28 protein-coding genes and 1 pseudogene are annotated in these 24,751 nt (G+C 62.7%); 18 read left to right on the top strand and 11 right to left on the bottom strand.

Annotation, left to right across the window (positions count from 1 at the left end; all coding sequences use genetic code 11):
• Positions 1 to 228 precede the first annotated feature (228 nt).
• Positions 229 to 1,800: a diguanylate cyclase gene (locus tag LJX93_RS15260; protein ID WP_227696146.1), complete on the top strand. Its 1,572-nt coding sequence runs from the start codon at positions 229 to 231 to the stop codon at positions 1,798 to 1,800.
• Between the two features lie 198 nt (positions 1,801 to 1,998).
• On the opposite strand, the gene LJX93_RS15265 is transcribed toward LJX93_RS15260, so the two are convergent.
• The gene (locus LJX93_RS15265) at positions 1,999 to 2,886 is read right to left on the bottom strand and encodes a MerR family transcriptional regulator (protein ID WP_033698443.1); all 888 of its coding nucleotides are present in this window, start codon (positions 2,884 to 2,886) and stop codon (positions 1,999 to 2,001) included.
• A gap of 154 nt (positions 2,887 to 3,040) precedes the next feature.
• Here LJX93_RS15265 and LJX93_RS15270 point away from each other — a divergent pair, with 154 nt between their 5' ends.
• The 7 genes from LJX93_RS15270 to LJX93_RS15300 all read left to right on the top strand — a co-directional run bounded on the left by LJX93_RS15270 (position 3,041) and on the right by LJX93_RS15300 (position 8,555).
• Positions 3,041 to 3,487, top strand: a complete 447-nt coding sequence (locus LJX93_RS15270) for a PAS domain S-box protein (RefSeq protein WP_033698446.1) — start codon at positions 3,041 to 3,043, stop codon at positions 3,485 to 3,487.
• Between the two features lie 105 nt (positions 3,488 to 3,592).
• On the top strand, positions 3,593 to 4,015 hold the full coding sequence (locus LJX93_RS15275; protein ID WP_033698449.1) for a nuclear transport factor 2 family protein: 423 nt from the start codon (positions 3,593 to 3,595) through the stop codon (positions 4,013 to 4,015).
• Entirely contained in the window at positions 4,012 to 4,764 is a 753-nt protein-coding gene (locus LJX93_RS15280; RefSeq protein WP_227696147.1) for an SDR family NAD(P)-dependent oxidoreductase, read from the top strand. The genes LJX93_RS15275 and LJX93_RS15280 overlap by 4 nt, the downstream gene beginning before the upstream one ends.
• A 6-nt stretch (positions 4,765 to 4,770) precedes the next feature.
• Positions 4,771 to 6,018 (top strand): NAD(P)/FAD-dependent oxidoreductase, encoded by a 1,248-nt coding sequence (locus LJX93_RS15285; RefSeq protein ID WP_227696148.1) that lies wholly within the window; start codon positions 4,771 to 4,773, stop codon positions 6,016 to 6,018.
• Positions 6,015 to 6,824 (top strand): DUF1365 domain-containing protein, encoded by an 810-nt coding sequence (locus LJX93_RS15290; protein ID WP_047583153.1) that lies wholly within the window; start codon positions 6,015 to 6,017, stop codon positions 6,822 to 6,824. The genes LJX93_RS15285 and LJX93_RS15290 overlap by 4 nt, the downstream gene beginning before the upstream one ends.
• Positions 6,799 to 8,061, top strand: coding sequence for an SAM-dependent methyltransferase (locus LJX93_RS15295; protein ID WP_227696149.1), 1,263 nt, complete (start codon positions 6,799 to 6,801; stop codon positions 8,059 to 8,061). Before LJX93_RS15290 ends, LJX93_RS15295 begins: the two co-directional genes overlap by 26 nt.
• On the top strand, positions 8,061 to 8,555 hold the full coding sequence (locus tag LJX93_RS15300) for a DUF2878 domain-containing protein (protein ID WP_033700116.1): 495 nt from the start codon (positions 8,061 to 8,063) through the stop codon (positions 8,553 to 8,555). Before LJX93_RS15295 ends, LJX93_RS15300 begins: the two co-directional genes overlap by 1 nt.
• A gap of 21 nt (positions 8,556 to 8,576) precedes the next feature.
• On the opposite strand, the gene LJX93_RS15305 is transcribed toward LJX93_RS15300, so the two are convergent.
• Positions 8,577 to 9,113: a DUF3833 domain-containing protein gene (locus LJX93_RS15305; protein ID WP_227696150.1), complete on the bottom strand. Its 537-nt coding sequence runs from the start codon at positions 9,111 to 9,113 to the stop codon at positions 8,577 to 8,579.
• Positions 9,114 to 9,360: 247 nt separating this feature from the next.
• On the opposite strand from LJX93_RS15305, the gene LJX93_RS15310 reads away from it, so the two are divergent.
• The 6 genes from LJX93_RS15310 (at position 9,361) to LJX93_RS15335 (ending at position 15,528) form a co-directional block, all read left to right on the top strand.
• A complete protein-coding gene (locus tag LJX93_RS15310) occupies positions 9,361 to 9,852 on the top strand; it encodes a DUF1543 domain-containing protein (RefSeq protein WP_033698458.1) in 492 nt (163 codons plus the stop codon).
• A gap of 313 nt (positions 9,853 to 10,165) precedes the next feature.
• On the top strand, positions 10,166 to 11,212 hold the full coding sequence (locus LJX93_RS15315) for a sensor domain-containing diguanylate cyclase (protein WP_033698459.1): 1,047 nt from the start codon (positions 10,166 to 10,168) through the stop codon (positions 11,210 to 11,212).
• 364 nt (positions 11,213 to 11,576) lie between these two features.
• Positions 11,577 to 12,986, top strand: coding sequence for a circularly permuted type 2 ATP-grasp protein (locus tag LJX93_RS15320; RefSeq protein WP_033698460.1), 1,410 nt, complete (start codon positions 11,577 to 11,579; stop codon positions 12,984 to 12,986).
• 3 nt (positions 12,987 to 12,989) lie between these two features.
• Positions 12,990 to 13,940, top strand: a complete 951-nt coding sequence (locus LJX93_RS15325) for an alpha-E domain-containing protein (RefSeq protein ID WP_033698461.1) — start codon at positions 12,990 to 12,992, stop codon at positions 13,938 to 13,940.
• A complete protein-coding gene (locus tag LJX93_RS15330) occupies positions 13,937 to 14,716 on the top strand; it encodes a transglutaminase family protein (RefSeq protein WP_227696151.1) in 780 nt (259 codons plus the stop codon). Before LJX93_RS15325 ends, LJX93_RS15330 begins: the two co-directional genes overlap by 4 nt.
• 77 nt (positions 14,717 to 14,793) lie before the next feature.
• Positions 14,794 to 15,528 carry a proteasome-type protease gene (locus LJX93_RS15335; protein ID WP_033698463.1) on the top strand — a complete coding sequence of 245 codons (735 nt, stop codon included), beginning with the start codon at positions 14,794 to 14,796 and terminating at the stop codon, positions 15,526 to 15,528.
• A gap of 47 nt (positions 15,529 to 15,575) precedes the next feature.
• Here LJX93_RS15335 and LJX93_RS15340 read toward each other — a convergent pair whose 3' ends face one another.
• The 3 genes from LJX93_RS15340 to LJX93_RS15350 all read right to left on the bottom strand — a co-directional run bounded on the left by LJX93_RS15340 (position 15,576) and on the right by LJX93_RS15350 (position 17,464).
• Positions 15,576 to 16,286 (bottom strand): anti-sigma factor domain-containing protein, encoded by a 711-nt coding sequence (locus LJX93_RS15340; protein WP_047583155.1) that lies wholly within the window; start codon positions 16,284 to 16,286, stop codon positions 15,576 to 15,578.
• A complete protein-coding gene (locus tag LJX93_RS15345; protein WP_033698465.1) occupies positions 16,283 to 16,828 on the bottom strand; it encodes a sigma-70 family RNA polymerase sigma factor in 546 nt (181 codons plus the stop codon). The genes LJX93_RS15340 and LJX93_RS15345 overlap by 4 nt, the downstream gene beginning before the upstream one ends.
• Before the next feature lie 102 nt (positions 16,829 to 16,930).
• Positions 16,931 to 17,464 (bottom strand): DUF3455 domain-containing protein, encoded by a 534-nt coding sequence (locus LJX93_RS15350; protein ID WP_095064528.1) that lies wholly within the window; start codon positions 17,462 to 17,464, stop codon positions 16,931 to 16,933.
• A gap of 187 nt (positions 17,465 to 17,651) precedes the next feature.
• On the opposite strand from LJX93_RS15350, the gene LJX93_RS15355 reads away from it, so the two are divergent.
• The gene (locus LJX93_RS15355) at positions 17,652 to 18,191 is read left to right on the top strand and encodes a type 1 glutamine amidotransferase domain-containing protein (RefSeq protein ID WP_033698468.1); all 540 of its coding nucleotides are present in this window, start codon (positions 17,652 to 17,654) and stop codon (positions 18,189 to 18,191) included.
• A gap of 132 nt (positions 18,192 to 18,323) precedes the next feature.
• A complete protein-coding gene (locus LJX93_RS15360; RefSeq protein ID WP_033698470.1) occupies positions 18,324 to 18,827 on the top strand; it encodes a CinA family protein in 504 nt (167 codons plus the stop codon).
• Positions 18,828 to 18,867: 40 nt separating this feature from the next.
• Here the strand turns inward: LJX93_RS15360 and LJX93_RS15365 are convergent, their stop codons facing one another.
• Positions 18,868 to 19,008: a hypothetical protein gene (locus tag LJX93_RS15365; protein ID WP_167334458.1), complete on the bottom strand. Its 141-nt coding sequence runs from the start codon at positions 19,006 to 19,008 to the stop codon at positions 18,868 to 18,870.
• 415 nt (positions 19,009 to 19,423) lie between these two features.
• Between LJX93_RS15365 and LJX93_RS15370 the strand changes: the two genes are divergently transcribed.
• Positions 19,424 to 19,888, top strand: coding sequence for a hemerythrin domain-containing protein (locus LJX93_RS15370; RefSeq protein ID WP_033698471.1), 465 nt, complete (start codon positions 19,424 to 19,426; stop codon positions 19,886 to 19,888).
• A gap of 78 nt (positions 19,889 to 19,966) precedes the next feature.
• Positions 19,967 to 20,215 carry a hypothetical protein gene (locus LJX93_RS15375; protein ID WP_033700117.1) on the top strand — a complete coding sequence of 83 codons (249 nt, stop codon included), beginning with the start codon at positions 19,967 to 19,969 and terminating at the stop codon, positions 20,213 to 20,215.
• Positions 20,216 to 20,240: 25 nt separating this feature from the next.
• Here the strand turns inward: LJX93_RS15375 and LJX93_RS15380 are convergent, their stop codons facing one another.
• From LJX93_RS15380 to LJX93_RS15400, 5 genes and pseudogenes are all read right to left on the bottom strand, one after another.
• Positions 20,241 to 21,968, bottom strand: a complete 1,728-nt coding sequence (locus tag LJX93_RS15380) for a NahK/ErcS family hybrid sensor histidine kinase/response regulator (protein WP_033698472.1) — start codon at positions 21,966 to 21,968, stop codon at positions 20,241 to 20,243.
• Positions 21,952 to 23,115: an alcohol dehydrogenase-like regulatory protein ErcA gene (ercA, locus tag LJX93_RS15385; RefSeq protein WP_033698473.1), complete on the bottom strand. Its 1,164-nt coding sequence runs from the start codon at positions 23,113 to 23,115 to the stop codon at positions 21,952 to 21,954. Before ercA ends, LJX93_RS15380 begins: the two co-directional genes overlap by 17 nt.
• A gap of 89 nt (positions 23,116 to 23,204) precedes the next feature.
• On the bottom strand, positions 23,205 to 24,347 hold the full coding sequence (gene pqqE, locus LJX93_RS15390) for a pyrroloquinoline quinone biosynthesis protein PqqE (RefSeq protein ID WP_047583158.1): 1,143 nt from the start codon (positions 24,345 to 24,347) through the stop codon (positions 23,205 to 23,207).
• Entirely contained in the window at positions 24,325 to 24,597 is a 273-nt protein-coding gene (gene pqqD / locus LJX93_RS15395) for a pyrroloquinoline quinone biosynthesis peptide chaperone PqqD (protein ID WP_033698477.1), read from the bottom strand. Before pqqD ends, pqqE begins: the two co-directional genes overlap by 23 nt.
• Positions 24,594 to 24,731, bottom strand: a pseudogene (locus tag LJX93_RS15400) (pyrroloquinoline quinone biosynthesis protein C); the annotation flags it as partial. The pseudogene LJX93_RS15400 and the gene pqqD, both read right to left, overlap by 4 nt.
• Positions 24,732 to 24,751: the final 20 nt, after the last annotated feature.

Consider the following 24,751-nt stretch of genomic DNA (forward strand, 5'->3'; position numbering starts at 1 on the left):
ATCTTCGTCAAAAAAATAGCAAATTAGCATGCGATTTAGCTTAACCGTCAATCTTACAGCACGGAGGCAAAATGCTGGCGCACTCAAATGTAATTGATTGCAAGGAGATGTTCGGATAGGCCTGTGAGGCGTATGGGGAAGGGGTGCCTGGCTTGGTTTCGGTGCACAACCCGATTCCTGTCTAAGCTTCTGCCAGCATTTCCAGCAGTTGAGGCTTACGACGTACTCATGGGCAACATTCTGTCATCACATATCGGCCTGCGTGGCCTGATTTTGAGCTTTGTTCTACTTGCCGTGCTGGGCACCCTGTGCAATGGCCTGATCACGGCCTACGGCGTGCAACGCGATGCTTTGGTCCACTCGGCGCTAGAAGCCAACCGTGCCTATGCCTTCAAGGTGGCCTCCAGCATCGATGGGTTCCTGTACTCGGTCAATGAACGCCTGAAATACAGCAGCCAGCGCCTGGGCCGCGACATTGCCAACCCAGCCTTGCTAGAGGAGGAAGCACTTCGCTTGCAGGCCCAGGACTCGGAACTGAACAGCGTGCTGATCACCGACCCTGCAGGCAAGATCCTGCAGGCATACCCGCCCGGGGTGCAGATCGGTTCGACGGTGGCTTCTACTGAGTTGCACGCAGCACTCAAACAACGGCAGCCCTTGGTCAGCCAGGCATTCACCGCGGCCAACGGCAAGCTCATCGTCTTCGTGTCGCAGCCGATCTTCAACCCGGCCGGCCAGTTTCTCGGGCTGGTGGGCGGTTCGGTGTACCTGCAGCAGCGTGGCGTGATGCATTCGCTGATTGGCGAACATCACCTCGATGGCACCTTCGCCTTCGTCGCCGACGGCAACCGCCGCTTGCTTTACCACCCCGACCAACAGCGCATCGGTGAAGTGCTCGGCTGGAGCGAGACGGTGGACATCGCCCTGCACGGTGAAAACGGCACCCTGGAGACCGTCAACTACCGGGGGGTACCGATGCTCGCCGGGTTTGCCCATGTGCAAGGCTCCAACTGGGCTGTGGTGGTGCAACAACCGCGGGCACAGGCACTGGCGCCATTGGCCAAGCTGATGCGCGACATGCTGATCAAGATCATCCCGGCCGGGGTGGTCGGTTTAGCTCTGATACTGCTCGGCGTGATGCTGATCACCCGCCCGTTACGTGCGCTGGCCGGCCATGCCATCGACCTTTCGGCGCCCAATGCAACGGCAGAACTGTCCGCGATCAAGGCCTGGTACGCAGAGGCTGCGGCGATCCGCCAGGCACTGGTGATGCAGGCGCAACACCTGCAACAGAAGATCGGCACATTGAACGCCGCCGCCGAAACCGACCTCTTGACCGGCCTGGGCAACCGGCGCGCGATGAAGGCAGCACTTGAGGCCCTGGATGCATCGCAGCAGGCTTATGCGGTACTGGCGTTGGATATCGACCACTTCAAGCGGGTAAACGACACCTTCGGCCATGATGTCGGCGACCTGGCCCTGCAGCAGGTGGCGCAGGTGATCCGTGACTGTACCCGTGCAGGGGACCTGCCCTGCAGGGCCGGCGGCGAAGAGTTCTGCCTGCTGCTGCCGAACACCGGGCCGAGTACTGCGAAAGAGGTCGCCGAGCGTATTCGCTCGACGCTGAGCGCCACGCCCATGAAGCAGGTCGGCACACTGACGCTATCTATCGGTGTGGCTTACCGCAGTATAGAGACCCCCACCGCCGCAGCCATCCTCAAGCGTGCCGACGAGCGCCTGTATCTGGCCAAGGAAAATGGGCGTAACCGTGTGGTAGCTGAAGATCGCGTGCCTTCCTAGGTTTTGTACGAAAGTATGGTCATCCATCGTTGTAGGAGCGGGCTTGCCCCGCGAAGCAGGCACCGCGAACGATGGCACGGGCTTCGCCCGTGTTCGCGGGACAAGCCCGCTCCCACGGGGGTCATGCCTGTTTTAGAGTTTTGAGCAAGGCAGTTGCTCTCACAAAACTTTTTGTACAGAGCCCCTGCCGCTAGAGGGTCAGAAATCCAGGGCGCCGCTGAGCAAGGCGTTGAGTTTGCCCGCGACGTCGGCGCCTTGCTCGTCCAGCAGGCACAACGCAATGCCTTGCAACGCCGCCTGAGAGCCCGCTAGGCCTGCGCCTATCAGCGCCAGCGGGCAGGCAATCTCCATCTGCAACGCGCGCAGGCGCCTGGCCAACACGGGGCCAACCGGTGCCTGCAGCGCAATCACCAGTGCCGCCGGCTGCATCGCCGCACACAACAAGGGCAGCTCTTCCAGCGGTTGCCCGCAGCCGAGCACCTCGATGCGTTGTTGCTCGCCGCTCAACAGCAGCCCGGCACACAACACTTGCAGTTCGGCTTGCCCTTCGGTGCCCGCCAGCAGTACGCGCGGCGCATCGGGCTGGTTCATCTGCAGGCGCAGCAGCAAGCGGGCGCGCAGGAACGTATCGAGAAACAGCCATTGGCTACGCTGGCCGAACGCACTGCCTGAAGCCAGCTCATGCCACACCGGCATCAGCACTTCACGCAGTACAGTGGCCTTGGGCATGAGTGTGAACAACTGGCCATGGATCCCTTCCAGCGCCTGCGCATCGAATGCCTGGGTTGCGCGCACTACGGCGGCGCGCCAATCGTCAAAGGCCGAATGCGGCTGCACAGACGCCTCAGGCTGGCCTACGAGCATGTCACCGACCTTGCTGATGGGCAGGCCTTTGGAGGTCCAGCGCAAGATGTCACGTATACGCTGCACATCCCGGGCCGTGTACAGGCGATGGCCGCCCTCGGTGCGCTGCGGGCGGATCAGCCCGTGGCGCCGCTCCCAGGCACGCAAGGTCACCGGATTGATGCCAGTCAGGCTGACCACGTCGCGCATGGGTAGCAAATCGGGTGGGGTGGCGTCTGTCATGGCGAGTGGGCTTCCGGGGGGAGCCCTATTCTAAACCCATCTGCACCTTCTGCGGCGAGCAACCTTGGTTCATCATACAGCACACGGCGCCGAAGCCTTCTGCACAGAGGCTACGCTGCGCATATCGCATACGAGATTTCTGTGGGTGGGCCCTATGATCAACGCAAAACTCCTGCAACTGATGGTCGAGCATTCCAACGATGGCGTCGTCGTCGCCGAGCAGGAGGGCAATGACAGCATCCTTATCTACGTCAACCCGGCCTTCGAGCGCCTGACCGGCTACAGCGCCGACGACATCCTCTACCAGGACTGCCGCTTTCTTCAGGGCGAGGATCATGACCAGGTGGCCATCGCCACCATCCGCGAGGCAATCCGCGAAGGTCGCCCCTGCTGCCAGGTACTGCGCAACTACCGCAAGGACGGCAGCCTGTTCTGGAACGAGTTGTCCATCACGCCCGTGCACAACGAAGCGGACAAACTGACGTACTACATCGGCATCCAGCGCGATGTCACAGCGCAGGTATTCGCCGAGGAGAAGGTTCGCGAGCTGGAGGCGGAAGTGGCTGAATTGCGCCGGCAACTGGGCCAGGCCAAGGGCTGACCCAAAAAAACTATACACGATCGTTAATTTGTATAGATTAAGACTTAGGCTTCAGCTATACCTGTACAACAAAGCATCGTTGTACAGGATTGACTGGAGCCCAGCATGTCAGCGTACCTAAAGCAATTCGCCGAGCGCTTCGCCAGCCTCGATGGGGGCAACCTCGACACGCTGGCAAAACTGTACAGCGAAGAGGTCACCTTTCGCGATCCCCTGCATCAGATACAGGGGCTGCCGGCCCTGCGGGCCTACTTCGAGCAGCTGTACGCCAACGCCCACGATATCCGCTACGCCTTCACCAGCGCCGACGAGGTGAGGCCCGGGCAGGGTTACCTGCGCTGGACCCTGCAGTTTTGCCACCCACGCCTGGCCCGCGGCCAGCAGATCACCTTGCAAGGCTGCAGCTGCTTGCATTGGCGCGACCGCGTGCATTTTCACCAGGACTATTTCGACGCCGGCGCCCTGCTGTATGAACACCTTCCGGTCATGGGCAGTGCTATCCGCTGGCTCAAAGGCAGGCTGGCATGAGCCGCTGCTGGCTGACCGGCGCAAGCAGCGGTATCGGTGCCGCACTCGCGCAGATACTGCTGGAGCAAGGCCACCAGGTTGCCCTGGGGGGGCGCCACGCGGAGCGCCTTGCCCCCTTGGCTGAACGGTTCCCCGGGCAGGTATTGCTGGCCATTGGCGATATTGACGACCCGCAGCAGGTGGCCGTTATCGCTGCCCGCATCGAGCAGGCCTGGGGCGGGCTGGACATGGCCATTCTCAATGCAGGCACCTGCGAATACCTGGAGCCGGGCCATTTTGATCCGGCCGTGGTCGAACGTGTGCTGCGCACCAACGTGCTGGGTGCCAGCTACTGCCTGGCGGCGGCACTGCCCTTGCTTCGCGCCGGCCAACGTCCCCACCTGGTGGTGATGGGCAGTTCGGTGAGCTGGCTGGCCTTGCCTCGCGCTGGCGCCTACGGCGCGTCCAAGGCTGCGGTGCGTTACCTGGTGGAGTCACTGCGCATCGACCTGGCACACGAGGGCATCGCGGTCACCCTGGTCAGCCCCGGCTTCGTCGACACGCCATTGACCCGGCGCAACGATTTCCCCATGCCGCAGCTGTGGCCCGCGCACCGCGCAGCCCAGCATATCGCCAGGCGTCTGCAGCGCCGCCCGCTGGAAATCAATTTCCCCGGCTTTTTTACCTGGGCGTTGCGCCTGCTCGGGGCACTGCCCGCGCGCCTGCGCCTGGCACTGGGCCAACGCCTTGCCCGTCATGAACAGGAATGATGATCCATGCGTATAGCAATCATCGGCAGTGGCATCGCGGGGCTGACCTGCGCCCATCTGCTGTCACGCAAGCACGAAGTGACGGTTTTCGAGGCCGAGCAATGGGTCGGGGGGCACACGCATACCTTCGATGTGATCTGGCAAGGTGAGCGCCATGCAATAGACACCGGTTTCATCGTCTTCAACGACTGGACCTACCCGCACTTCATCCGGTTGCTCGACCAGCTCAAGGTCGCCTCGCAGCCGACCGAGATGAGTTTCTCGGTGCATGACCCGATCACCGGCCTGGAATACAACGGTCATGACCTGAACACACTGTTCGCCCAACGACGCAACCTGGTGTCCCCTGGGTTCTGGGGGATGCTACGGGATATTCTGCGTTTCAACCGCCAGGCAGTCGCCGACCTCGACGCCCAGCGCATCGACGCCAACACCACCCTGGGCGCCTACCTTCAGGCGCACCGCTATGGGCGGCGGTTCATCGACCACTACATCGTGCCAATGGGGTCGGCCATCTGGTCGATGTCCCGCGCAGACATGCTCGGCTTCCCCCTTGAGTTCTTCGTGCGCTTTTGTCGCAACCACGGCTTGCTGTCGGTCACCCAACGGCCGCAGTGGCGGGTGATCAAAGGGGGTTCGCGCGGCTATGTTGCGCCGCTGTGCCGACCGTTTGCCGAACGCATCCGCCTCAACTGCAAGGTTTACCGGGTCAGCCGCGACGAAGGTGGCGTCACCCTGGTCAGCGCTGCCGGCAGCGAACGCTTCGACAATGTGGTGTTCGCCTGCCACAGCGACCAGGCCCTGGCGCTGCTGGACACCCCAAGCCCGCAGGAGCGCGCCGTGCTCGGCGCCATCGGCTACGCCAGCAACGACGTGGTGCTGCACACCGATACCCGTCTGCTGCCACGCCGCAGGCGCGCCTGGGCCAGCTGGAACTACCGCCTGGGCGGCCCAGAGCAGGCCCCCGCGGCGCTGACCTACAACATGAACCTGCTGCAAGGCATCAAGGCGCCGACCACCTTCTGCGTGAGCCTCAACCAGACCGCGCAGGTAGACCCGGCACAGATCATCGCCCGCTTCCAGTACGCCCACCCGCAGTACAGCCTTGCGGCCTCCGACGCGCAGGCGTGCCAGGCGCAGTTGCAGGGCCAGCAACACAGTTACTTCTGTGGCGCCTACTGGGGTAATGGTTTTCACGAAGACGGGGTAGTCAGCGCGCTGAAAGTGGCCGCGCACTTTGGAGAGCAGCTGTGAACAGCAGCCTTTGCCTGGGCTGGGTCAGCCACCGGCGCCTGACGCCGCGGCGCCACGCGTTCCGTTACCGGATCGGCATGTTCTACCTGGACCTGGACGAGCAAACCTGGCTGCTGAAACTGTCTCTCTGGCTGGGGCGCTGGCGCCTGGCACCGCTGTGTTGGCGCGAGACCGACTACCTGCCCGCGCTGACCCGCCAGGGCGAACCGCTGGCCCAGGCCGCACGCTTGCTGGTCCACCAGGCGACAGGGCATATGCCCGAAGGCCCGGTGCGCCTGCTCACGCAACTGCGTTGCTGGGGGCTGTCGTTCAACCCGGTGAGCTTCTACTTCTGCCATGACCGCGACGGGCGCCTGGCGGCGATTCTGCTGGAGGTGCGCAACACGCCGTGGCGTGAACGCTTTCACTACGTGCTGCCAGTGCAGGGCAACCTTGCCAAGCGCTTCACCGTAGCCAAGGCCTTCCATGTGTCGCCGTTCATGCCCCTGGACATGGACTATCACCTGCGCTTCAGCCTGGACGCGGCGCATGTACGCATTCACATGCAGAACTGGCAAGGCGGCCGCAAGGTGTTCGAGGCTGACCTCACCTTGCAGCGCCAGCCACTGGATGCACCCGCGCTGCGCCGCTACGTGCTGACCTTTCCCTGGATGAGCCTGCACACCGTTCTGGCCATCTACTGGCAAGCGCTGCGCCTGTTGTTCAAACGCACCCCCGTCCATGACCACACCACCCGCCAGGGTGACCTGGCGCTCGGCCAACCTTGCGAGGACCCTGAACATGTCGAATCCCACCCTGAGCGTTAGCAAGTTCGCCGGCCTTGCGCCCTTACTCGGCGGGCTTGCACGAAGCGCCGTGCTGGCCCAGATGGGCAAACTGCGCCACGGCCACCTGCGTCTGCTCAGCCACGGGCAGCAGTGGAGCTTCGGTGATGCCGAAAGCCTGCTCCAGGCCGAGGTGGAGATCCTCGATGACGCCACTTGGAGCCTGATCGCCGGTAATGGCTCGATCGGCGCGGGCGAAGCCTACATCCATGGCTACTGGCGAAGCCCCGACCTGGCACTGGTGACGCGACTGTTCGTCGCCAACCTGGAAGTGCTCGATGCGCTCGAAGGTGGCCTGGCCCGCTTCGGCCGCCCTGCCCTGCGCCTGCTGCACCGGCTCAACCGCAACAGCAGGCGCGGCGCCCGGCGCAACATTCTGGCGCACTACGACCTGGGCAATGCCCTGTTCGAGCGGCTACTGGACCCGACCATGATGTATTCTGCCGCCCAGTTCGAGTACCCCGGGCAAACCCTGGAGCACGCCCAGTTGCACAAGCTGGAGCGCATCTGCCAGAAGCTCGAACTGCGCGCTGACGATCACCTGCTGGAGATTGGTTGCGGCTGGGGCAGCCTGGCAATCCACGCCGCCACCCGGTACGGCTGCCGGGTCACCACCACGACACTCTCCGAAGCCCAGTACGCCCATACCTTGCAGCGCGTTCAGGCCCTGGGGCTGGCGCAGCGCGTGACGGTGCTGCGCGAAGACTACCGCGACCTTCAAGGCAGCTTCGACAAATTGGTATCGATCGAGATGATCGAGGCTGTCGGGCACCGTTACCTGCCGGTGTACTTCCGTCAGTGCGCCTCGCTGCTCAAGCCCGAAGGCCTGATGCTGTTGCAAGCGATCACCATCCGCGACCAGCGCTATGCCCAGGCACGGCGCTCGGTAGACTTCATCCAGCGCTACATCTTCCCCGGTGGCGCCCTGCCCTCGCTGAGCGTGATGCTGGACACCGCCAGCCGGCAGACTGCACTCAACCTTGTGCACCTGGAGGATTTTGGCCTGGACTATGCCCACACCTTGCATCATTGGCGCGAAAACCTGCGCCAGGCGCGCACAGCGCTGATGGACCTGGGCTACGACGACATGTTCCAGCGCCTGTGGGAGTTCTACCTGTGTTATTGCCAAGGCGGCTTCGAGGAGCGCGCCATCGGTGTCGCGCACCTGCTGTGGGCGGCCCCCCAGGCACGGCGCGCCCCCTGGCCTGGCAGTGCGTGATGCGCAGCTGCTGGCTGGTCGCCAATGCGCTCTGGTTACAGGCCGGCTGGTGGGCCTGCGTGCTGGGCGCGCAACGCCCTTGGTTGCTGCTGCTGGTACCTCTGGGCCTGGCCGTGCACCTGCGCCTGTGCCCGAACTTCAACGCCGAGGGCAAGGCACTGTGGCGCGTTGCATTGGCCGGCTGCCTGCTCGATAGCGTGTTGGGGGTACTGGGCGTGTTCGGTTTCGACGCCTGGCCGCTGCCGCTGTGGCTGGCACTGCTGTGGTGGGTGCTGGCCAGCGGCATGCGCCACAGCCTGGCATGGGCCGGCAAGCGCTACTGGCTCGGCGCGTTGCTGGGCGCATTCGGCGGCCCGTTGGCGTATGTCGGCGGCGCCAGGCTGGCGGATGTCGCCTTGCCTTTGGGCACGATGGAAACCGGCCTGTTATTGATGCCGGTGTGGGCGTTGGCCCTGCCACTGCTTTCGCGTCTCGCGGCGTCGCCCTCACGTTGAGCGGGGCAAGCGCGATCAGCTTCAGGGCGTGCCCGCTGGCAAGCGGCGGAAGAACAGGGTGATCTGGCCAACTTCCACGCCCAGTTTGCTCATGCTCGTGCGGTTGATCAGCGTGTCTTCATCCATGAGGTACATCCAGTCGTCCATGTCCACCTGCCAGTGCCGCCCGTCGACCGGCAGGTCAAGCTGGTAACGCCAACGCAGCGCATTCCCCGCCACTTCGCCGCGCGCCTCACCGATCACGTCCCCCGCTGTCCCCCGCCAGCGGCCAGGGCCGTCCGGCACCAGTGTCCAGGTACGCTGCTGGCGCGTGCCATCGCTGTAGAGAAAATGCTCGTCGAGGATCAGCCGCTCACCTTCGCGGCGGCTGTCGATGCGCACGTGGAAGCGCTTCACCACTTCGCCGGAACGCTTCTGGAACATCCCCCAGGCCTGCACCGGGCGCGAGAAGAACGCCGCCAGCTCCAGTTTCGGTTGCGCCTGGGCATAGTGCTCGACACCGACATTGCCACAGCTTCCCAGAAGCAGACAGGCAACCAGCAACAGCGCTTTGTACATGTTCAGCTACCTCGGTCGTTGCCCGCTGCCAGCCCGAGGAGGCGCTGAGGCAGTTGCGGGTCCCTGGACTGCGGATCGAGCCAGAGGGCGAAGAACGCCCTGCAGGCCTCGACACCTCGAAAAATACTATACAATACTAACTTATTGCATAGATATTAGATGAATTTGTACAGATTTCTACGCACTCCACACACGCCCTGCTAATCCCGCAAAATACGCCGTCTACTGCCCCCTGAAGGAATTGCTCATGCTGTACGTAGTCATGCTCGGTGGCCGCCACCCACGGGCCAGTATCGAGGTACACGACGTGCTGTTCGCACAGGCCGATTCACTGGAGCAGGCGTACCCGCAACTGCGCCAGGACTGGTTCGGCAGCCGTGCGGGCCTGCACATCGACTCGTGGCTGGAAGTCGACGGTATCGATCGCTACCGTGTCGCGTTCAGCCCGCTGGCGCCAGGCGCGGATGACCCACGGCTGTTCTTCATCAACCTGGGCGGCTACGAGCCCAACGTGTTTGGCGAGGCGCACCGCTACCTGCTGGTGGTGGCCAGGGACAAGGCCCAAGCCAAGCAACTGGGCAAGCAACGCTTGCAGTCGGCCTGGCTCAAACCGCATACCGATGCAGTACTGGAAGTAGACGACTGCCTGCCCGTCGACCTGGTGGGCGGGCGCTATGTGCACTTGATCGAAGGTGCCCATGGCGGGCTGCGTCAATACAGCGACTACATCCTGCTCTGAGATTCAAACACCCTCTCACCGGCGGGGAACAGCCGGCACTGACACCCGCGTGCCTGGCTTTCGGATTGTCATGAAACAGGCTATGTTCGGCGAAGCTCGGCCGCGCGTCGCCAGCACCGACTTCGATCAAGGGAAACCTCATGCAGCAACGTGAACTGCTGACAACCGTTGCAGGTGCCTGCGAAGTGCCACAACGCGCTACCGTTCAAGCGTGGCGGCGGCAGCCATGACAGGCCTTGATCCTCGCGATGAGATAGCGCACTCGGTAAGGACGGACCGCCTGAAACAGCTGTTCGTCCAGTCAGCGCCCGCTGTGCTGGGCAGCTACTTGGCAGCCATCATGTTGTGCTGGCTGGGCTGGGAGCGTTTCGACCAGCAAAAGGTGGTCGCCTGGATGGCCGTACTCAGCCTTTCGACGGCCCTGCGTACCGCCATGTTCATCACCTACCTGCGCGCTCCCGCCAGCCAGCGCACGGCTGAACGCTGGGAGTGGCGCTACTGGGCCACGCTGGTATTGTCGGCGGCAACCTGGGGCTTGGGTGCATTGGCTGTGATGCCGGCCGACGACCTGCTGGGGCAGACATTGATCATGCTGTTTGCCGTGGGCATGTCGGTCAGCGCCGTGTCGTGTTACTCGTCATACCGCAACATGACCGTGGTATCGATCGCCCTGGTGCTGCTGCCCTGCACCGGTTGGCTGGTGGTGCAGCCTTCCGCGCTGCAGCAGGGGATCGCACTGGCGGTACTGGTGTTCGCATCGTTCGTCGTCAACGCGACGCAAAGCCTGTCCTCAGCCCTGTTGACCGCGTGGCGCCTGAAACACGAAATGGAACACGCTCACCGGCTTGCCATGGTGGCTTCGTGCACGGACGAACTGACCGGGCTGAACAACCGACGTGCCTTTTTCGACTCTGCATCGGTGCAGCACGCCCGCTGCAGGGAGGGTTGTACCTTCGTGGCCGTGCTGATGCTGGACGTCGATCATTTCAAGCAGATCAACGATACGGCCGGCCACGCGGCGGGCGACCAGGTGCTACAGCGGATCGGTGCCGTGATCAGCGCCAGCCTGCGGGATGACGACATAGCCGGCAGGCTGGGCGGCGAGGAGTTCGCCATCCTGCTGCCCGATACGCCTCTGCACACCGCCACCGAGATCGCCGAGCGCCTGCGGGCCCTGATAGCCAAACTGAACGTCAACGTTGAACACCCGGTGACCGCTAGCATAGGCCTGGCGTTCGCAACAGCCCCCACGAGTGAACTCGGTGCGTTGCTCAGTAGCGCAGACAAAGCCATGTACCACGCCAAGGCATCCGGCCGTAACCGAGTGATGGTCGTCGACCAGATGCACGCCGCCGTCTGACAAGAGGCAAGCCTGCCCAGATTTGGTTCAACCCTGCCATCACGCCAAACCTTGCACTCAATTGATGCAGGGCAGCCGCGCGCTCGGCATTCGCCCCTACATCCAGGTGCCATAAATCCCCGCCAATTCGTCTGATACCGTCGCGTTTCTGCTACTAAACCGCGCACATCTGCTTTTTTAGCGCCATTTTCCCTCCCGATTCATCCGCCCTGCCCGTTCCGGCATTGTCATTGCAAAGCGAGTTCACCCCTTAACCCGAGGCGATCCATAAAAACCGCATCCACAAGTAAATGCAGTACCGCACCGCGTTGTGAATGGATGAATGTGCAACAACACTGCCGACGAGTCGTGGCAAGGAGGGGGTATGTCCCGGGCTTTTTTCAATGAAATGTATGAGGCAAACGGAAGTTGCCGCCCGCACTATCAGGAGTTCGCCCGCTGGCTAGCGAACACGCCGCTGGCATTGTTGGAGCAGCGGCGGCACGAAGCCGACCTGCTGTTTCATCGGGCCGGCATCACCTTCACCCTGTACGGTGACCAGCAAGACACCGAGCGGTTGATCCCCTTCGATATCATCCCGCGCAGCATCCGCGCCAGCGAATGGCGCATCGTCGAACGCGGGTGTATCCAGCGCGTCCAGGCGCTGAACCTGTTCCTGCAGGACATCTACCACGAACAGCGCATTCTCAAGGCCGGCATCATTCCGCCCGAGCAGGTGCTGGCCAACGAGGGCTACCAGGTCGCCATGCAGGGCCTGAATCTGCACCGTGGGCTGTACGCCCATATCGCCGGCGTCGACCTGGTGCGTGACAGTGACGGTACGTATTACGTACTGGAAGACAACCTGCGCACGCCCAGCGGCGTCAGCTACATGCTCGAAGACCGCAAGATGATGATGCGCCTGTTCCCCGAGCTGTTCGCCGCCCAGCGCATCGCCCCCATCGACCACTACCCCAACCTGCTGCTGGACACACTCAAGAGTGCCAGCCCGCTGGACAACCCGACCGCCGTGGTGCTCACTCCGGGGCGCTTCAACAGCGCCTACTTCGAGCATGCATTCCTGGCCCGGGAGATGGGCATCGAGCTGGTCGAAGGCGCCGACTTGTTCGTGCGCAACGACCATCTCTATATGCGTACCACCGCCGGCCCACAGCAGGTGGATGTGATTTACCGCCGCCTGGACGACGAATACCTCGACCCACTGTCGTTCAACCCTGACTCGATGCTGGGCGTACCGGGGCTGATCTCGGTGTACCGGGCTGGCAACGTGGTGCTGGCCAACGCGGTGGGCACCGGCGTTGCCGACGACAAGTCGATCTACCCCTATGTCGACGACATGATCCGCTTTTACCTGAGCGAGGAGCCGATCCTGAAGAACGTGCCCACGTGGCAATGCCGCAAGCCACAGGACCTTTCCCACGTCCTGGCCCACCTCCCCGAGCTGGTGGTCAAGGAAACCCAAGGCTCCGGCGGCTATGGCATGTTGGTCGGCCCTGCCGCCACAGCGGCGCAGATCGAAGACTTTCGCGCCCGCATCAAGGCGCGCCCGCACGCCTACATCGCGCAGCCCACGCTGTGCCTGTCCACCTGCCCGACCTTCGTCGAAAGCGGCATTGCGCCGCGCCACATCGACCTGCGTCCGTTTGTGCTGTCAGGCAGTGAAACCCGCCTGGTGCCCGGTGGCCTGACCCGCGTTGCGCTGCAAGAAGGCTCGCTGGTGGTCAACTCGTCGCAAGGCGGCGGTACCAAGGACACCTGGGTGGTGGAGGACTGACCCATGCTTTCGAGAACAGCTTCCGATCTGTACTGGATGTCCCGCTACCTGGAACGCGCCGAAAACCTCGCACGCATGCTCGAGGTCAGCTACTCGCTGTCGCTGATGCCGCAAGCCGGGCGTTCGGATGGCCACGCCGAGCTGGCCATGTCGCTGCTGGCGTCCGGTACGCTGGACGATTACATCCGCAAGCACACCGAGCTGGACCCCGAGCGCATGCTGCACTTCTTTGCGCTGGACGCGAGCAACCCCAGCAGCATCTATTGCTGCCTGCAAGCTGCCCGTACCAACGCCCATGCTGTACGTGGGCGGATCACCGCCGACATGTGGGAAAACATCAACGCCACCTGGATCGAAATGCGCAACATCGCCAGCAACGGCCTTGGGCGCTACGGCATCAGCCAGTTCTGCGACTGGGTCAAGGAACGCTCGCACCTGTTCCGTGGCGCGACCTCCGGCACCATCATGCGCAACGATGCCTACAGTTTCATTCGCCTGGGCACCTTCCTCGAGCGGGCAGACAACACCCTGCGCCTGCTCGATGCCCGTTATGAAATGTTCGGGGAAACCTCCGAGGAGGTCAGCGACGACTCTGCACGCGGTTATTACCAGTGGAGCGCCTTGTTGCGCGCCCTGACCGCCTACGAAGCCTTCAATGAAATCTACCGCAACGCGCCCAGCGCGCGACCGGTGTCGGAGCTTTTGCTGCTGCGCGTTGACGTGCCGCGTTCGCTGCATGCCTGCATTGATGAGCTCGACCAGATTCTTGCCGGCCTGCCTGGCAATACCGGCCGCGCCGCACAAAGGCTGGCCGCCGAACTCAACGCACGACTGCGCTACACCGCCATCGACGAGATTCTCGAAGCCGGGCTGCACCTGTGGCTGACCGACTTCATCGGCCGCATCCACCAACTGGGCCAGACCGTCCATAACGCCTATCTGGAGGTCATATGAAACTGTCCATCCGCCACGACACCACCTACAGCTACGCCAGTGACGTCTGCAACAGCATCCAGTTCCTGCGCCTGACACCGCGCAGCAGCGAGCGCCAACGTATCCTCGACTGGCAATTGGACTTGCCCTGCAAGGTGAACAGCCAGATCGACCCCTATGGCAACATCCTGCACGTGCTGACCTTGGAAAAGCCCCATGGCCACCTGGCCCTGACGGCCAGCGGCCAGGTGGAAATCGACCCGGATTGCGAGCACGAGGCCGGCAGCCAGTCGCCCCTGCCGTTCCTGCGCAGCAGCCACCTCACCCAGGCCAGTGACGCGCTCAAGGCCTTCGCCACTCAGCAGTGTGGCGAGCGCCACGACCGGGCAGCGTTGACTGCACTGATGCAAGGCCTGGCCGACCATATGCCCTACAGCCCAGGCGCGACCTCGGTGGGCACCACCGCCATCGAGTCGTTTGCCGGCGGTGCCGGGGTGTGCCAGGACCATACCCACGCGTTCCTGGCCTGCGCCCGCAGCCTGGGTATCCCCGCACGCTACGTGTCCGGCTACTTGTGCACCGAAGACGAAACCCACCTGGCCAGCCACGCCTGGGCTGAAGCCTGGATCGATGAAGCCTGGTACAGCTTCGACGTCACCAACCGCCTCACCCGGCCCGAGCGTCACCTTAAACTGGCCGTCGGGCTGGATTACCTCGATGCCTGCCCAGTCCGCGGAGTGCGCCGGGGTGGCGGCGTCGAATCCATGCAGGCAAGCGTTCAGGTGCATCGCCAGTAACCCCCTGGCGCAACACCAGCAGGCCCCGGCATGCCGTGTGCGGCGGGGCCCTCCATTCAAAGCACAAGGTAAACAGCATGACCTACTGTGTCGCTATGCACGTGGCGGACGGGCTGGTATTCATCTGCGACTCACGCACCAATGCCGGCATCGACCAGATATCCACGTTTCGCAAGTTGTTCGTTTTCAGCGTGCCCGGCGAGCGGCTGATCGTCCTGCAAACCGCCGGCAACCTCGCCACCTCGCAATCGGTGGTCAACCTGCTCGAACAACGCAGCCGGGGCTCCGGCACCCACCTGCTGAACGTCGCCACGCTCTACGATGCAACGGTACTGGTGGCCGAAACCCTGCGCGAAGTGGTCGCCCGTGACCGCAGCAAGCTGACAGCCCAGATCGATCTGAGCGCCTCGTTCATGGTGGGCGGGCAGATCGCTGGCAGCCCCATGGGCATCTACAACGTCTATGCCCAGGGCAACTTCTTCCAGGCCACCCAAGACACCCCCTTCCTGCAATTGGGCGAGAGCAAGTACGGCAGGCCGATCCTGGACCGTAACCTCACCTACCACACGCCCTTGGACGAGGCGGTGCGCTGCGGCCTGATCTCATTCGACTCCACCATCCGCAGCAACCTGTCCGTGGGCATGCCCCTGGATCTGCTGGTGTATGGCAAAGACAGCTGCACAGCCAGGGAGCCGGTTCGCATTCATCATGACGACCCTTACTACAGCCAGATCCGCAAGCAATGGGGTGATGGCTTGAAAAACCTGCTGGCCGAACTCACGCCACCCCCACGGGATTTCATGGCCCAATGAGCGAGGTCGAAACATGCCGTCGGCTGGCGACCGAGCAGCCTCCATGCTCAAATAACCTTCACCGCACGGCCTATGAATTTCACCGGCCCGGTCGGCCGCCCGGTGGGCGAGCCACCGGCTTTTTCAAGCGTCAGCTCGAACAGTTGGTCGGGTTCTAAAGGCGGCATGCTGCTGGCGGGGACGCGGTATTGCTCGCCTGGCTTGATCAACCCCAGCGAAACGGGTGCGGGCCATTGCGAGCCCTTGGTCCAGAACTGCAGTGCCATGCCGTCAGGTACAGCGTCCTGGCCCAGGGGGATGAGCTCCAAGGCCCGCCCATCGCTTGCCTGCACCACCCATCCCGGCGCCTGGTCCGTCGGTGCAACCAGCACCACCAGGTAGCGCGGCGACGGTGCCTGGCTGACCAGCAACAGAAACGTCAGCACCAGGCTCGCTGCGATGCCCACGGCACTCACCCCCTGCCACAGGCGAAGACGCTGCCACCACGCCACGGACGGTTTGGCAAACCACCCCGCGCGCTCGTCCAGGCTGCGCTCTATACGCCCCCATAAGCGGGGGCTGGGTGTTGAGGGTTGGGCAACACGGGTCAGGGCCAGCAGGCGTTCTTCCCACGCATCCACAGCCCGCTGCAGGCGCGGGTCATGCGCCATGCGCGCGGCCAGCGCCGCGCGCTGGTCGGCAGGCAGTGTGCCGAGTACGTACTCCCCTGCCAGCGCCTCCAGCGCGTCCTGGTCTTGATCGGCAGCATCCGCTTTCATCCCATGCACTCTCTGAGAGCCTTGAGGCTTCGCTTGATCCAGGCTTTGACGGTGCCTAGTGGCGCGTCGAGCAGGCTAGCGATCTCGATGTGGCTGCACCCGTCCACATAAGCATGCAGGATGCACCGTTGAGGTGAAGGCTGCAGTTGCTCCAGGCAGCGGTAGATCCTGCTCGAACCCGACCATGCCTCATCATCGGCACCCGGGAACACGGCGCCGATGGCGTCGATATCGCTTTCGTCAAAAGCGACTTCACAGCGCACGTCACGTATGTGATTCAACGCCAGGTGCCGGGTGATGCTGTAGATCCAACCCCGTGCCGAACCGCGCGCCGGGTCGAAACTCGCGGCGCGGGTCCAGATGCGGATGAAGGCATCGTGGACGATATCCTCGGCGGTTGCGTCATCCCTGGCGATGCGCCGCGTGACGCCCAGCAAGCGTGCGCCTTCATGGGTGTAGAGCGCCTGCAAGGCGCGCCGATCGCCTTGAGCGCACGCCGCCAGGCATGCCTGAAAATCGAAGGGGGTAACAGGCAGGTTCAACGTTCGATCACTCCTAGCATTACCGAGTGCAGCCCCAGCCTTGAGGCCAGGTCTGGCGGTAAGGGTAGATGATCAATCACCCGCCGGCTGCCACAACATCGATCATTTGGCGGCCCAGAACACGTAGTCAGCCTGGTACTTGACGATTTGTCGCTCGCCTTTGTTCTGCGCCGTGCAGCCACTTTGCGGCGCAACGCCACCATGGGTCGCAACGCGCTGGATGTAGCTGACGCCGTGCATGGCACCTGGGCCTTCGGCGGGGTTGGCCTTCACCAGTTGATACGGCAGCGCGGTCTTGTCCACGGGCGCCACAGCGAGCTGGGTCCCGGTGATTTTCGAACCGTCCTTGGCTTGCCAGGTGGCAGGCGGGCCGAAGTAGTCGCCCACTGCCTTGCCCGAACGGTCATTGAGCACCGCTTTCGGGCCTACGAAAACCCACTCGGTCTGCCCCGGCATGCTGGCCTTGTCGCGGCATTCGTAGGTGATTTCGCCCACGCCCACGGTTTCCAGGACCACCTTGTGGCCTTCGGGCACCTTCACGGCATCAGGCAGGCCTTGTTGAGCGTGGGCTGTGTGTGAGGCCAGAACCAGGGCCAGGCCAGCGACGAGCGAGCAGGGAACGGATGTGAAGGTCATCGTGCAAACTCCTGATAGGGGGTGGTCGGGGCTGCAGCAAGGCTGCCCTGTCCTGATTACCCGCCACCGTCCTGTTTGGATGCACCCCTGCACAAAAAAATGTGAGGACGCTGACGCACAGCGTCGGAACTTTGCTGGCTTGTCGCAGGCCTTCTCTCTCAGGTGTATTGATAAAAGGAGATACCCGATGAGTGCGCAACTCAGTGGCAAGCGCGTGGCCTTTCTAGTCACCGATGGTTTCGAACAGGTGGAACTGACCGGTCCTCGTGATGCCTTGAAAGATAACGGCGCAGTGGTCGATATCCTGAGTGACACGCCAGGCACCGTTCGCGGCTGGAATCATGACAAGCCTGCCGACGAATTTACCGTGGATGCAACCTTCGACGATGCCCAGCTCGACCTCTACGATGCCCTTGTACTGCCTGGCGGCGTACAGAACTCCGACACCATTCGCCTGATAGCCGGCGCGCAGGAACTGGTAAAAGCCCACGATTCGGCCGGTAAACCACTAGCGGTGATCTGCCATGGTGCATGGCTACTGGTGTCCAGTGGCCTGGTCAAAGGCAAGCGGATGACCAGTTACAAGACACTGCAGGATGATATCCGCAACGCCGGCGGCACCTGGGTGGATGAACAGGTGGTGGTTGATGGCAACCTGATCAGCAGCCGCCAGCCAGATGATATTCCCGCGTTCAACCAGCAGTTGATCAGCGCCCTGGCAGGCTGAACCTGCCCCTTGCAGCCCCTTGCATCGCTCAAGGGGCCTGCGCCTCAGCTCAGACGAAACGGGCAATAACGCGCTGAACCATTTGCCTGTGTGCCACGTCCACCGCAAAAGCATTCATGAGTCGAAACCAAAATGGCGTGCGATCCCGTGCTGGCAGTGCTCGGCTACCTCAAAGACCACCAGTTGGTACTCACCACCGCAGAATCCTGCACGGCAGGCTGCATGATTGCATTGCTGGCCGCCTACCCGGGTGCAGGGGAAGTGCTTGAAAGCGGCTACGTGGTGTACTCACCCACGGCCAAGAAGCGTCTGTTGGGCGTGAACCCGCAAACCATCGAGCGCTATGGCCTGACCAGCGAGGCCGTGGCCTGGGAAATGGCATTAGGTGCGTTGAAGGACAGCGATGCCAATGTCGTCATCGCAACCACCGGCGTAGCCGGGCCTGGCCAGGCATCGGGGGTTTTACCCGGCACACTGTGCTTTGCCTGGGCTTTTGCCGGCGAACCCATCGCAGTGTTTACCCGTACCCAGCGATTCTTTGGGGAACGTGCGCAGGTCATGCACGAGGGCGCCCTGTATGGGCTGACCCGACTGAGTCACTACTACGAGCGCTGGCTGCGCGGGGACCGCGCCTGAATAACGGACACTTCATGAGGGCCACAGTCTCGTCCTAGGTTTACTGAACCAGGATGGCGTGATGAACCTCGATAGACGGGACGGGCACCACACTGCGCCGCGTCGTCAGCCACTCACGCATCCGTGCAGTATCGAAGATCTGCCCCTCTTCCATCATCACCAGAATCAGCGCTTGGGACATTCGGTAGCACCCGCATTGCGAACAGTGACGCTCTTCCCACCCCGTCGAACACTCGACGGATTCGGCACTTCCCGCGCAAATCAGACAACTCATGAAGCCCCCTTCTGCTTATTTTTGGTAGGAGGTTGAAACAGGGTTATTGAGATGAACTATTTCTCATAGTTACCATGAGATTTCCATGCCAATTCGAAATTCCCTGTTTTTTTGGGGGGGGATTGCATTTGGGCTACAAGGTGCCCGCCAGTGCATTTTTAGCGCCAGTCAGATCGAGCGCCGCGCGGGCGGCGCTTGATCTTCGCGACACCTCCAAGCCCAAGACAAGCACGCCAACCATCATCCTTGTTGAACCCTGCTGCACAAGGTCGACTCAATGCCTAGTAAGCCTGTACTAACCCGCCCGCACTGAGGTGACGACATGAATGCTATCGATCTGCTGGTTCAAGACCACAACGTGGTGAAAAAGCTGCTGGAAGAACTGTCTTCGACCACTGAACGTGCCGTAAAGAAACGCGCTGAACTGCTGCATCGGATTGAACAGGAACTGCAAGTCCACACCGCCCTGGAGGAAGACATCCTCTACCCTGCGATCAAGCAGGCCGGTGGCAAGGAAGAAGCCAAGATGTATTACGAAGCGAAGGAAGAGCACCGCACCGTCGATTCATTGGTGTTGCCTGATCTGCTTCATACCGAAACCGGCACCCTCGAATTCGCCGGGCGGGTCAAGGTGATGAAAGAGCTGCTGGAGCATCACATCGAGGAAGAGGAAGGCGAGCTGTTCCCGACGGCCAAGAAGCTGCTGGGCAAGGGCCAGCTTGAAGAGCTGGGGCTGGCCATGGAAGCGCAGAAGAAACTGCTCAAGAGCGAGCAGCGCGCCGCTTGAATCGAGTGCGCCGTGCCGGGGCCCTCTCGGCTCGCCCTGGCAGGCGCCCAGTAAGAAAATGCGTTGGGATTGGCGTTGATGGCGAACTGGATCGAATTGCTGGAATGGCCTGCCATGGCGGTCACGGTACTGGCCGCCTGGTGCATAGGCTCGCGCCGCGCCGGGCGTCGCAAGATTGGCTTCTGCTGTTTCATTGCCAGCAACCTACTATGGTCAGTCTGGGGCTGGCACGCTCAGGCCTGGGCGTTGATTGTGCTGCAGGTAGTGCTATGCCTCATGAACCTCAGGGGCTGGAAGAAGAACACGGCTGCCGAGCTCCAGTCGTGACGTTCACCTTGGCTGCAGGGGCCTGTTAACCCAGCAACTGGCTCAATACCGCGCGCAATTTCCCCGGTTTGACGGGCTTGTTCAATAGCGGCGCACCGAGCTTTTGCAAAGCACGCCGGCACTGATCGCTGCGGTCTGCGGTGATGATCACCGCAGGGATGGGGGCGTTGAAATGCTCACGCAAGTGCCGGACCACCTCGCAACCCACAACCCCGTGATCCAGGTGAAAATCCGCCAGGATCAGCTCCGGTGCCTGCCCCTGCAAGGCCAACAAGGCCCCTGCCTGGTCGGTCGCGGTCACCACCTCGCAGCCCCACTGAGCCAGCAGCGCGCGCATGCTTTCGAGAATGCTCACTTCGTTGTCCAGCACCAGCAGCCGGCGGCCGGGCAACGGGTTACCGGCGCCGGGCTGCGGCGCGCTCTGGTGGATTGGCAACGGTACTTTCTCGCCGATCGGCACCTCGATGCTGAACATCGAGCCACGGCCCGGCCATGACCGCACCTGGATCCGGTAACCGAGAATCTTGGCGATCCGCTCAACGATGGCCAAACCCAGGCCTACGCCTTTGCGATCAGCGGCGCGGCCAACGTCCAATTGGTTGAACTCAAGGAAAATGGCCTCCAGCCGATCCTGCGCGATGCCACGCCCGGTGTCCCACACCTCCAGGCGCAAACAGGCGCCGCGACGCCTGGCCCCCAGCAAGATCCGGCCCTGGTCGGTATAACGGCAGGCGTTGCTGAGAAAGTTGCGCAGGATCCGCGTCATCAGCCGCAGGTCGGTGCTGATAGCGTAGTCACCGATGCGTGCCCGCAGTTTAAGGCCCGCCGCGTCGGCCACCGAGCGGAATTCCGAGACCAGCGGCCCGAGCAGTTCATCGAGACGGTACAACGCCACGTCAGGCTTGACCGCCGCCTGGTCGAGCCGGGAAATGTCCAACAGGTCGGTGAGCAGGTCTTCGGCGCCCTCCAGAGCCTGATGGGTACGCTCCACCAGCACCTGCTCGGCCTCCGGCAATGGCCGTTCGCGCAAGGTCGAGATCAGCAGGCGTGCGGCATTGAGCGGTTGCAGCAGGTCATGGCTGGCGGCAGCCAGGTACTTGTCCTTGCTGCGGTTGGCGGTTTCCGCGGCGTCGCGAGCGTCGCGCAGGGCTCGGGCGATCTGTTTACGCTCGGTAATCTGCTGTTGCAGGTTGCGGTTGGCCTCCAGCAGTTCATCGGTACGGGCAGCCACCCGCTGCTCCAGTTCGTCATTGAGCTGTTGCAGGCGCTGCTGGGCCTGCTTGCGTTCGGTGATGTCGGCGACAAAACCTTCCACCAGCCCTTGCTGGCCGGGTTTGAGCAGCAGGTTCATCAGCACATCGAGGTGGCTGCCGTCCTTGCGCCGCAAGCGGGTCTCGTAGCCGTGCAGGCTGTGTTCGCGTGCTAAGGCTGCGGTAATCGCTTGCAGTTCCTGGGCGCCGCCGACAAACAGGTTGGCGGCCAGGTCGGTCAGGGAAAACAACACCGCCTGCGGGCTCTCGTAACCGAGCATGCGCGCCAGCGCCGGGTTGGCGGCACGCATGCCCTCTTGCAGGCTGGCTTGGAAAATCCCGTGGACGGCGTTCTCGAACAGCCATTTGTAACGGTTGCGCTCGGCTTCCAGTTCGTCCAGGCGCGCCGCCAGTTCCGGGTAATGGCTCTTGCGCGCCGAGTGGTCGCCCAGCCCCAAAAGCCCGGCCAGTGCCCGCTGCTGCTCGTCAGAGGGCCTCGCCATAGACGACCTCGACATCACGTTGGCTCGACTCGCGAGGGTTGGTGAGGATGCACGGGTCACCCATCGCGTGCTGCGACAAAAACGGAATGTCGGACGTGCGCACCCCATGCAGACCAAGGGTTTCATGGAAGCCGATAGCGCGCTTCAACGCGATCAGGTGGTCCACCAGGCGCGCGCAGATCTGCCGATGGTTGAGACCGCGGCAGTCGATGCCAAATACCTCGGCAATCACCTTGAAGCGCTCCGGGGCCGAGCTGTAGTTGAACGCCACCACGTGCTCCACCAGCACGGCGTTGCACAAGCCATGGGGTAAGTCGAGGAACCCGCCCAGGCTGTGGGACATGGCGTGCACCGCGCCAAGAATCGCATTGGAGAACGCCAGGCCGGCCTGCATGCTGCCCAGCATGATTTTCTCGCGCAGGGCGATATCGCCCGGGTTGGCGATCATCTGCACCAGGTTGCCATTGATCAGGCGCATGGCCTCCAGCGCATGGGGGTCAGTCAGCGGGCCGTGGCCGGTGGAGACGAAGGCTTCGATGGCATGCACCAGCGCGTCGATGCCGGTGCAGGCAGACAGGAAGGGGTCCATGCTCAGGGTGGTTTGCGGGTCGATCAGCGAAACGTCCGGCACCACGGCCTTGCTGACGATGGAGAACTTCATGCGCTCCTGCTGGTTGGAAATGATCACGAACTGCGAGACGTCGGCCGAGGTACCGGCCGTGGTGGGGATCAGAATCAGTGGCGGGCTGGGCACCCGGATCATGTCCACGCCTTCGAACTCAAGGATGCTGCGCCCGTGGGCGACCACGATGCCAATCGCCTTGCCGCAATCCATCGGGCTGCCGCCGCCGACGGCGACAATCACGTCGCAGTGGTTTTCCCGGTAGATCTCGGCGCCGAGCATTACCTCTTCGACCCGCGGGTTGGGCGACACGGCGCTGTACAGGCAGTAATCGATGCCTTGCGCCTGCAGGCTGGCCTCGACATCCGCCACCCAACCGGCGGCAATCACGCCGGGGTCGCTGACCACCAGCACCTTGCGGGCACCGAAGGTCTTGGCGTAGTTGGCGACGTTATGCCGGCAGCCGGCACCAAAGATGATTTCAGGCGAAACGAACTTGCGAAGCGGGCTGAAGCTCTGGCTCATCGGAAAGCCTGTTTTTTTTGTTCTGAAAGGTAACCGCCAGCGTAAAGCATCCCGCAACGAAAGTAACCAGACCAAAGGGTGGCAAGGGCTCAGCCCCGAAAAATCAGGCGCGACGCCTTTTCGTTGCGCAAGGTCAGTTGCACCATGCCCTGCCCCGCTGCCTGCGCCTCCTGCCGGGCCTGGAGGATGACGCCGTGGTGCGGCGACTTGCTGCACACAGGGTCGGCATTGGCCGCATTGCCGGTGAGCATGTAGGCCTGGCAGCGGCAGCCACCGAGGTCCTGGTGCTTTTCATCGCAGGAGCGGCAGGGCTCCTTCATCCAGGCCGTGCCGCGAAAACGGTTGAAGCCGAAGGCGTCGTTCCAGATATGCTCGATGCTGTGTTCGCGCACGTTGGGGAAGCTCACGGGCAGCTGCCGGGCGCTGTGGCACGGCAGCGCAGTGCCATCCGGGGTGATGTCGAGAAACAGATTGGCCCAGCCGTTCATGCAGATCTTTGGGCGTTCTTCGTAGTAGTCCGGCGTGACGAAAATCAGCTTGCATGGATGTCCCTCGGCCTCCAACCGCTGGCGATAAACCTGGGTAATCCGTTCGGCCCGTTGCAACTGCTCACGGGTCGGCAACAGGCCTGCACGGTTGAGCTCGGCCCAGCCGTAGAACTGGCACGTCGCCAACTCGACGAAGTCCGCCTGCAAGGCCAGGCACAGCTCGATGATCTCGGCAATCTGGTCGATGTTATGCCGATGGGTCACGAAGTTCAGCACCATCGGATAACCCTGGGCCTTGACCGCCTGGGCCATCGCCAGCTTCTGCGCGAACGCCTTGCGCGAGCCGGCCAGCAGGTTGTTGACCGCCTCGTCGGCAGCCTGGAAGCTGATCTGGATATGGTCAAGCCCGGCGCGCTTGAAGTCGCGGACTTTCTGTTCGGTCAGGCCGATGCCGGAGGTGATCAGGTTGGTGTAGTAACCCATGCCCCGCGCGGCCTCGATCAGCACTGCCAGGTCTTGGCGCACCAACGGTTCGCCGCCAGAGAAGCCCAGTTGCGCGGCGCCCATCGCCCGCGCCTCGCGGAACACCCGGATCCATTCTTCAGTGGTCAGCTCCTCGCCCTGTTGGGCAAAGTCCAGCGGGTTGGAACAATACGGGCACTGCAGCGGGCAGCGGTAGGTCAGTTCCGCCAGCAACCACAGCGGCGGCCCCGGGCGTGGCTCATTCGATCCAGTATTTGGCACGGGCCACCTCCAGAAACGCCAGCACATCTTCATCCAGCCCCGGCACGCCGGGGAAGCGTTGCACCAGTCTGTCGATGATCAGCGCCACGCTGCGCTGGCCGTCGAGCAATTCGAGGACCCAGCCGGCGCTGGCATTGAGGGTGATCATGCCTTCGGGGTACAGCAGCACATGGCAATCCTGGCGTGGCTCCCATTGCAGGCGAAAACCGCGGCGCAAGGCCAGCGCCTGCTCACGCTCGATCAGCTTCACAGGATAATCCCCCGATGCCAGACGTTGTCCCGAGTGACGCTGTGATACGGCAGCCGCTGCAGCTCATACGCCATGCTCATGGCATCGAGCATGCTCCACAGCACATCGAGCTTGAACTGGAGGATCTCCAGCATGGGCTGCAATTCCCAGAGAA

It is taken from the genome of Pseudomonas sp. HN2-3, assembly GCF_020691745.1.
Lineage (GTDB): Bacteria > Pseudomonadota > Gammaproteobacteria > Pseudomonadales > Pseudomonadaceae > Aquipseudomonas > Aquipseudomonas capeferrum.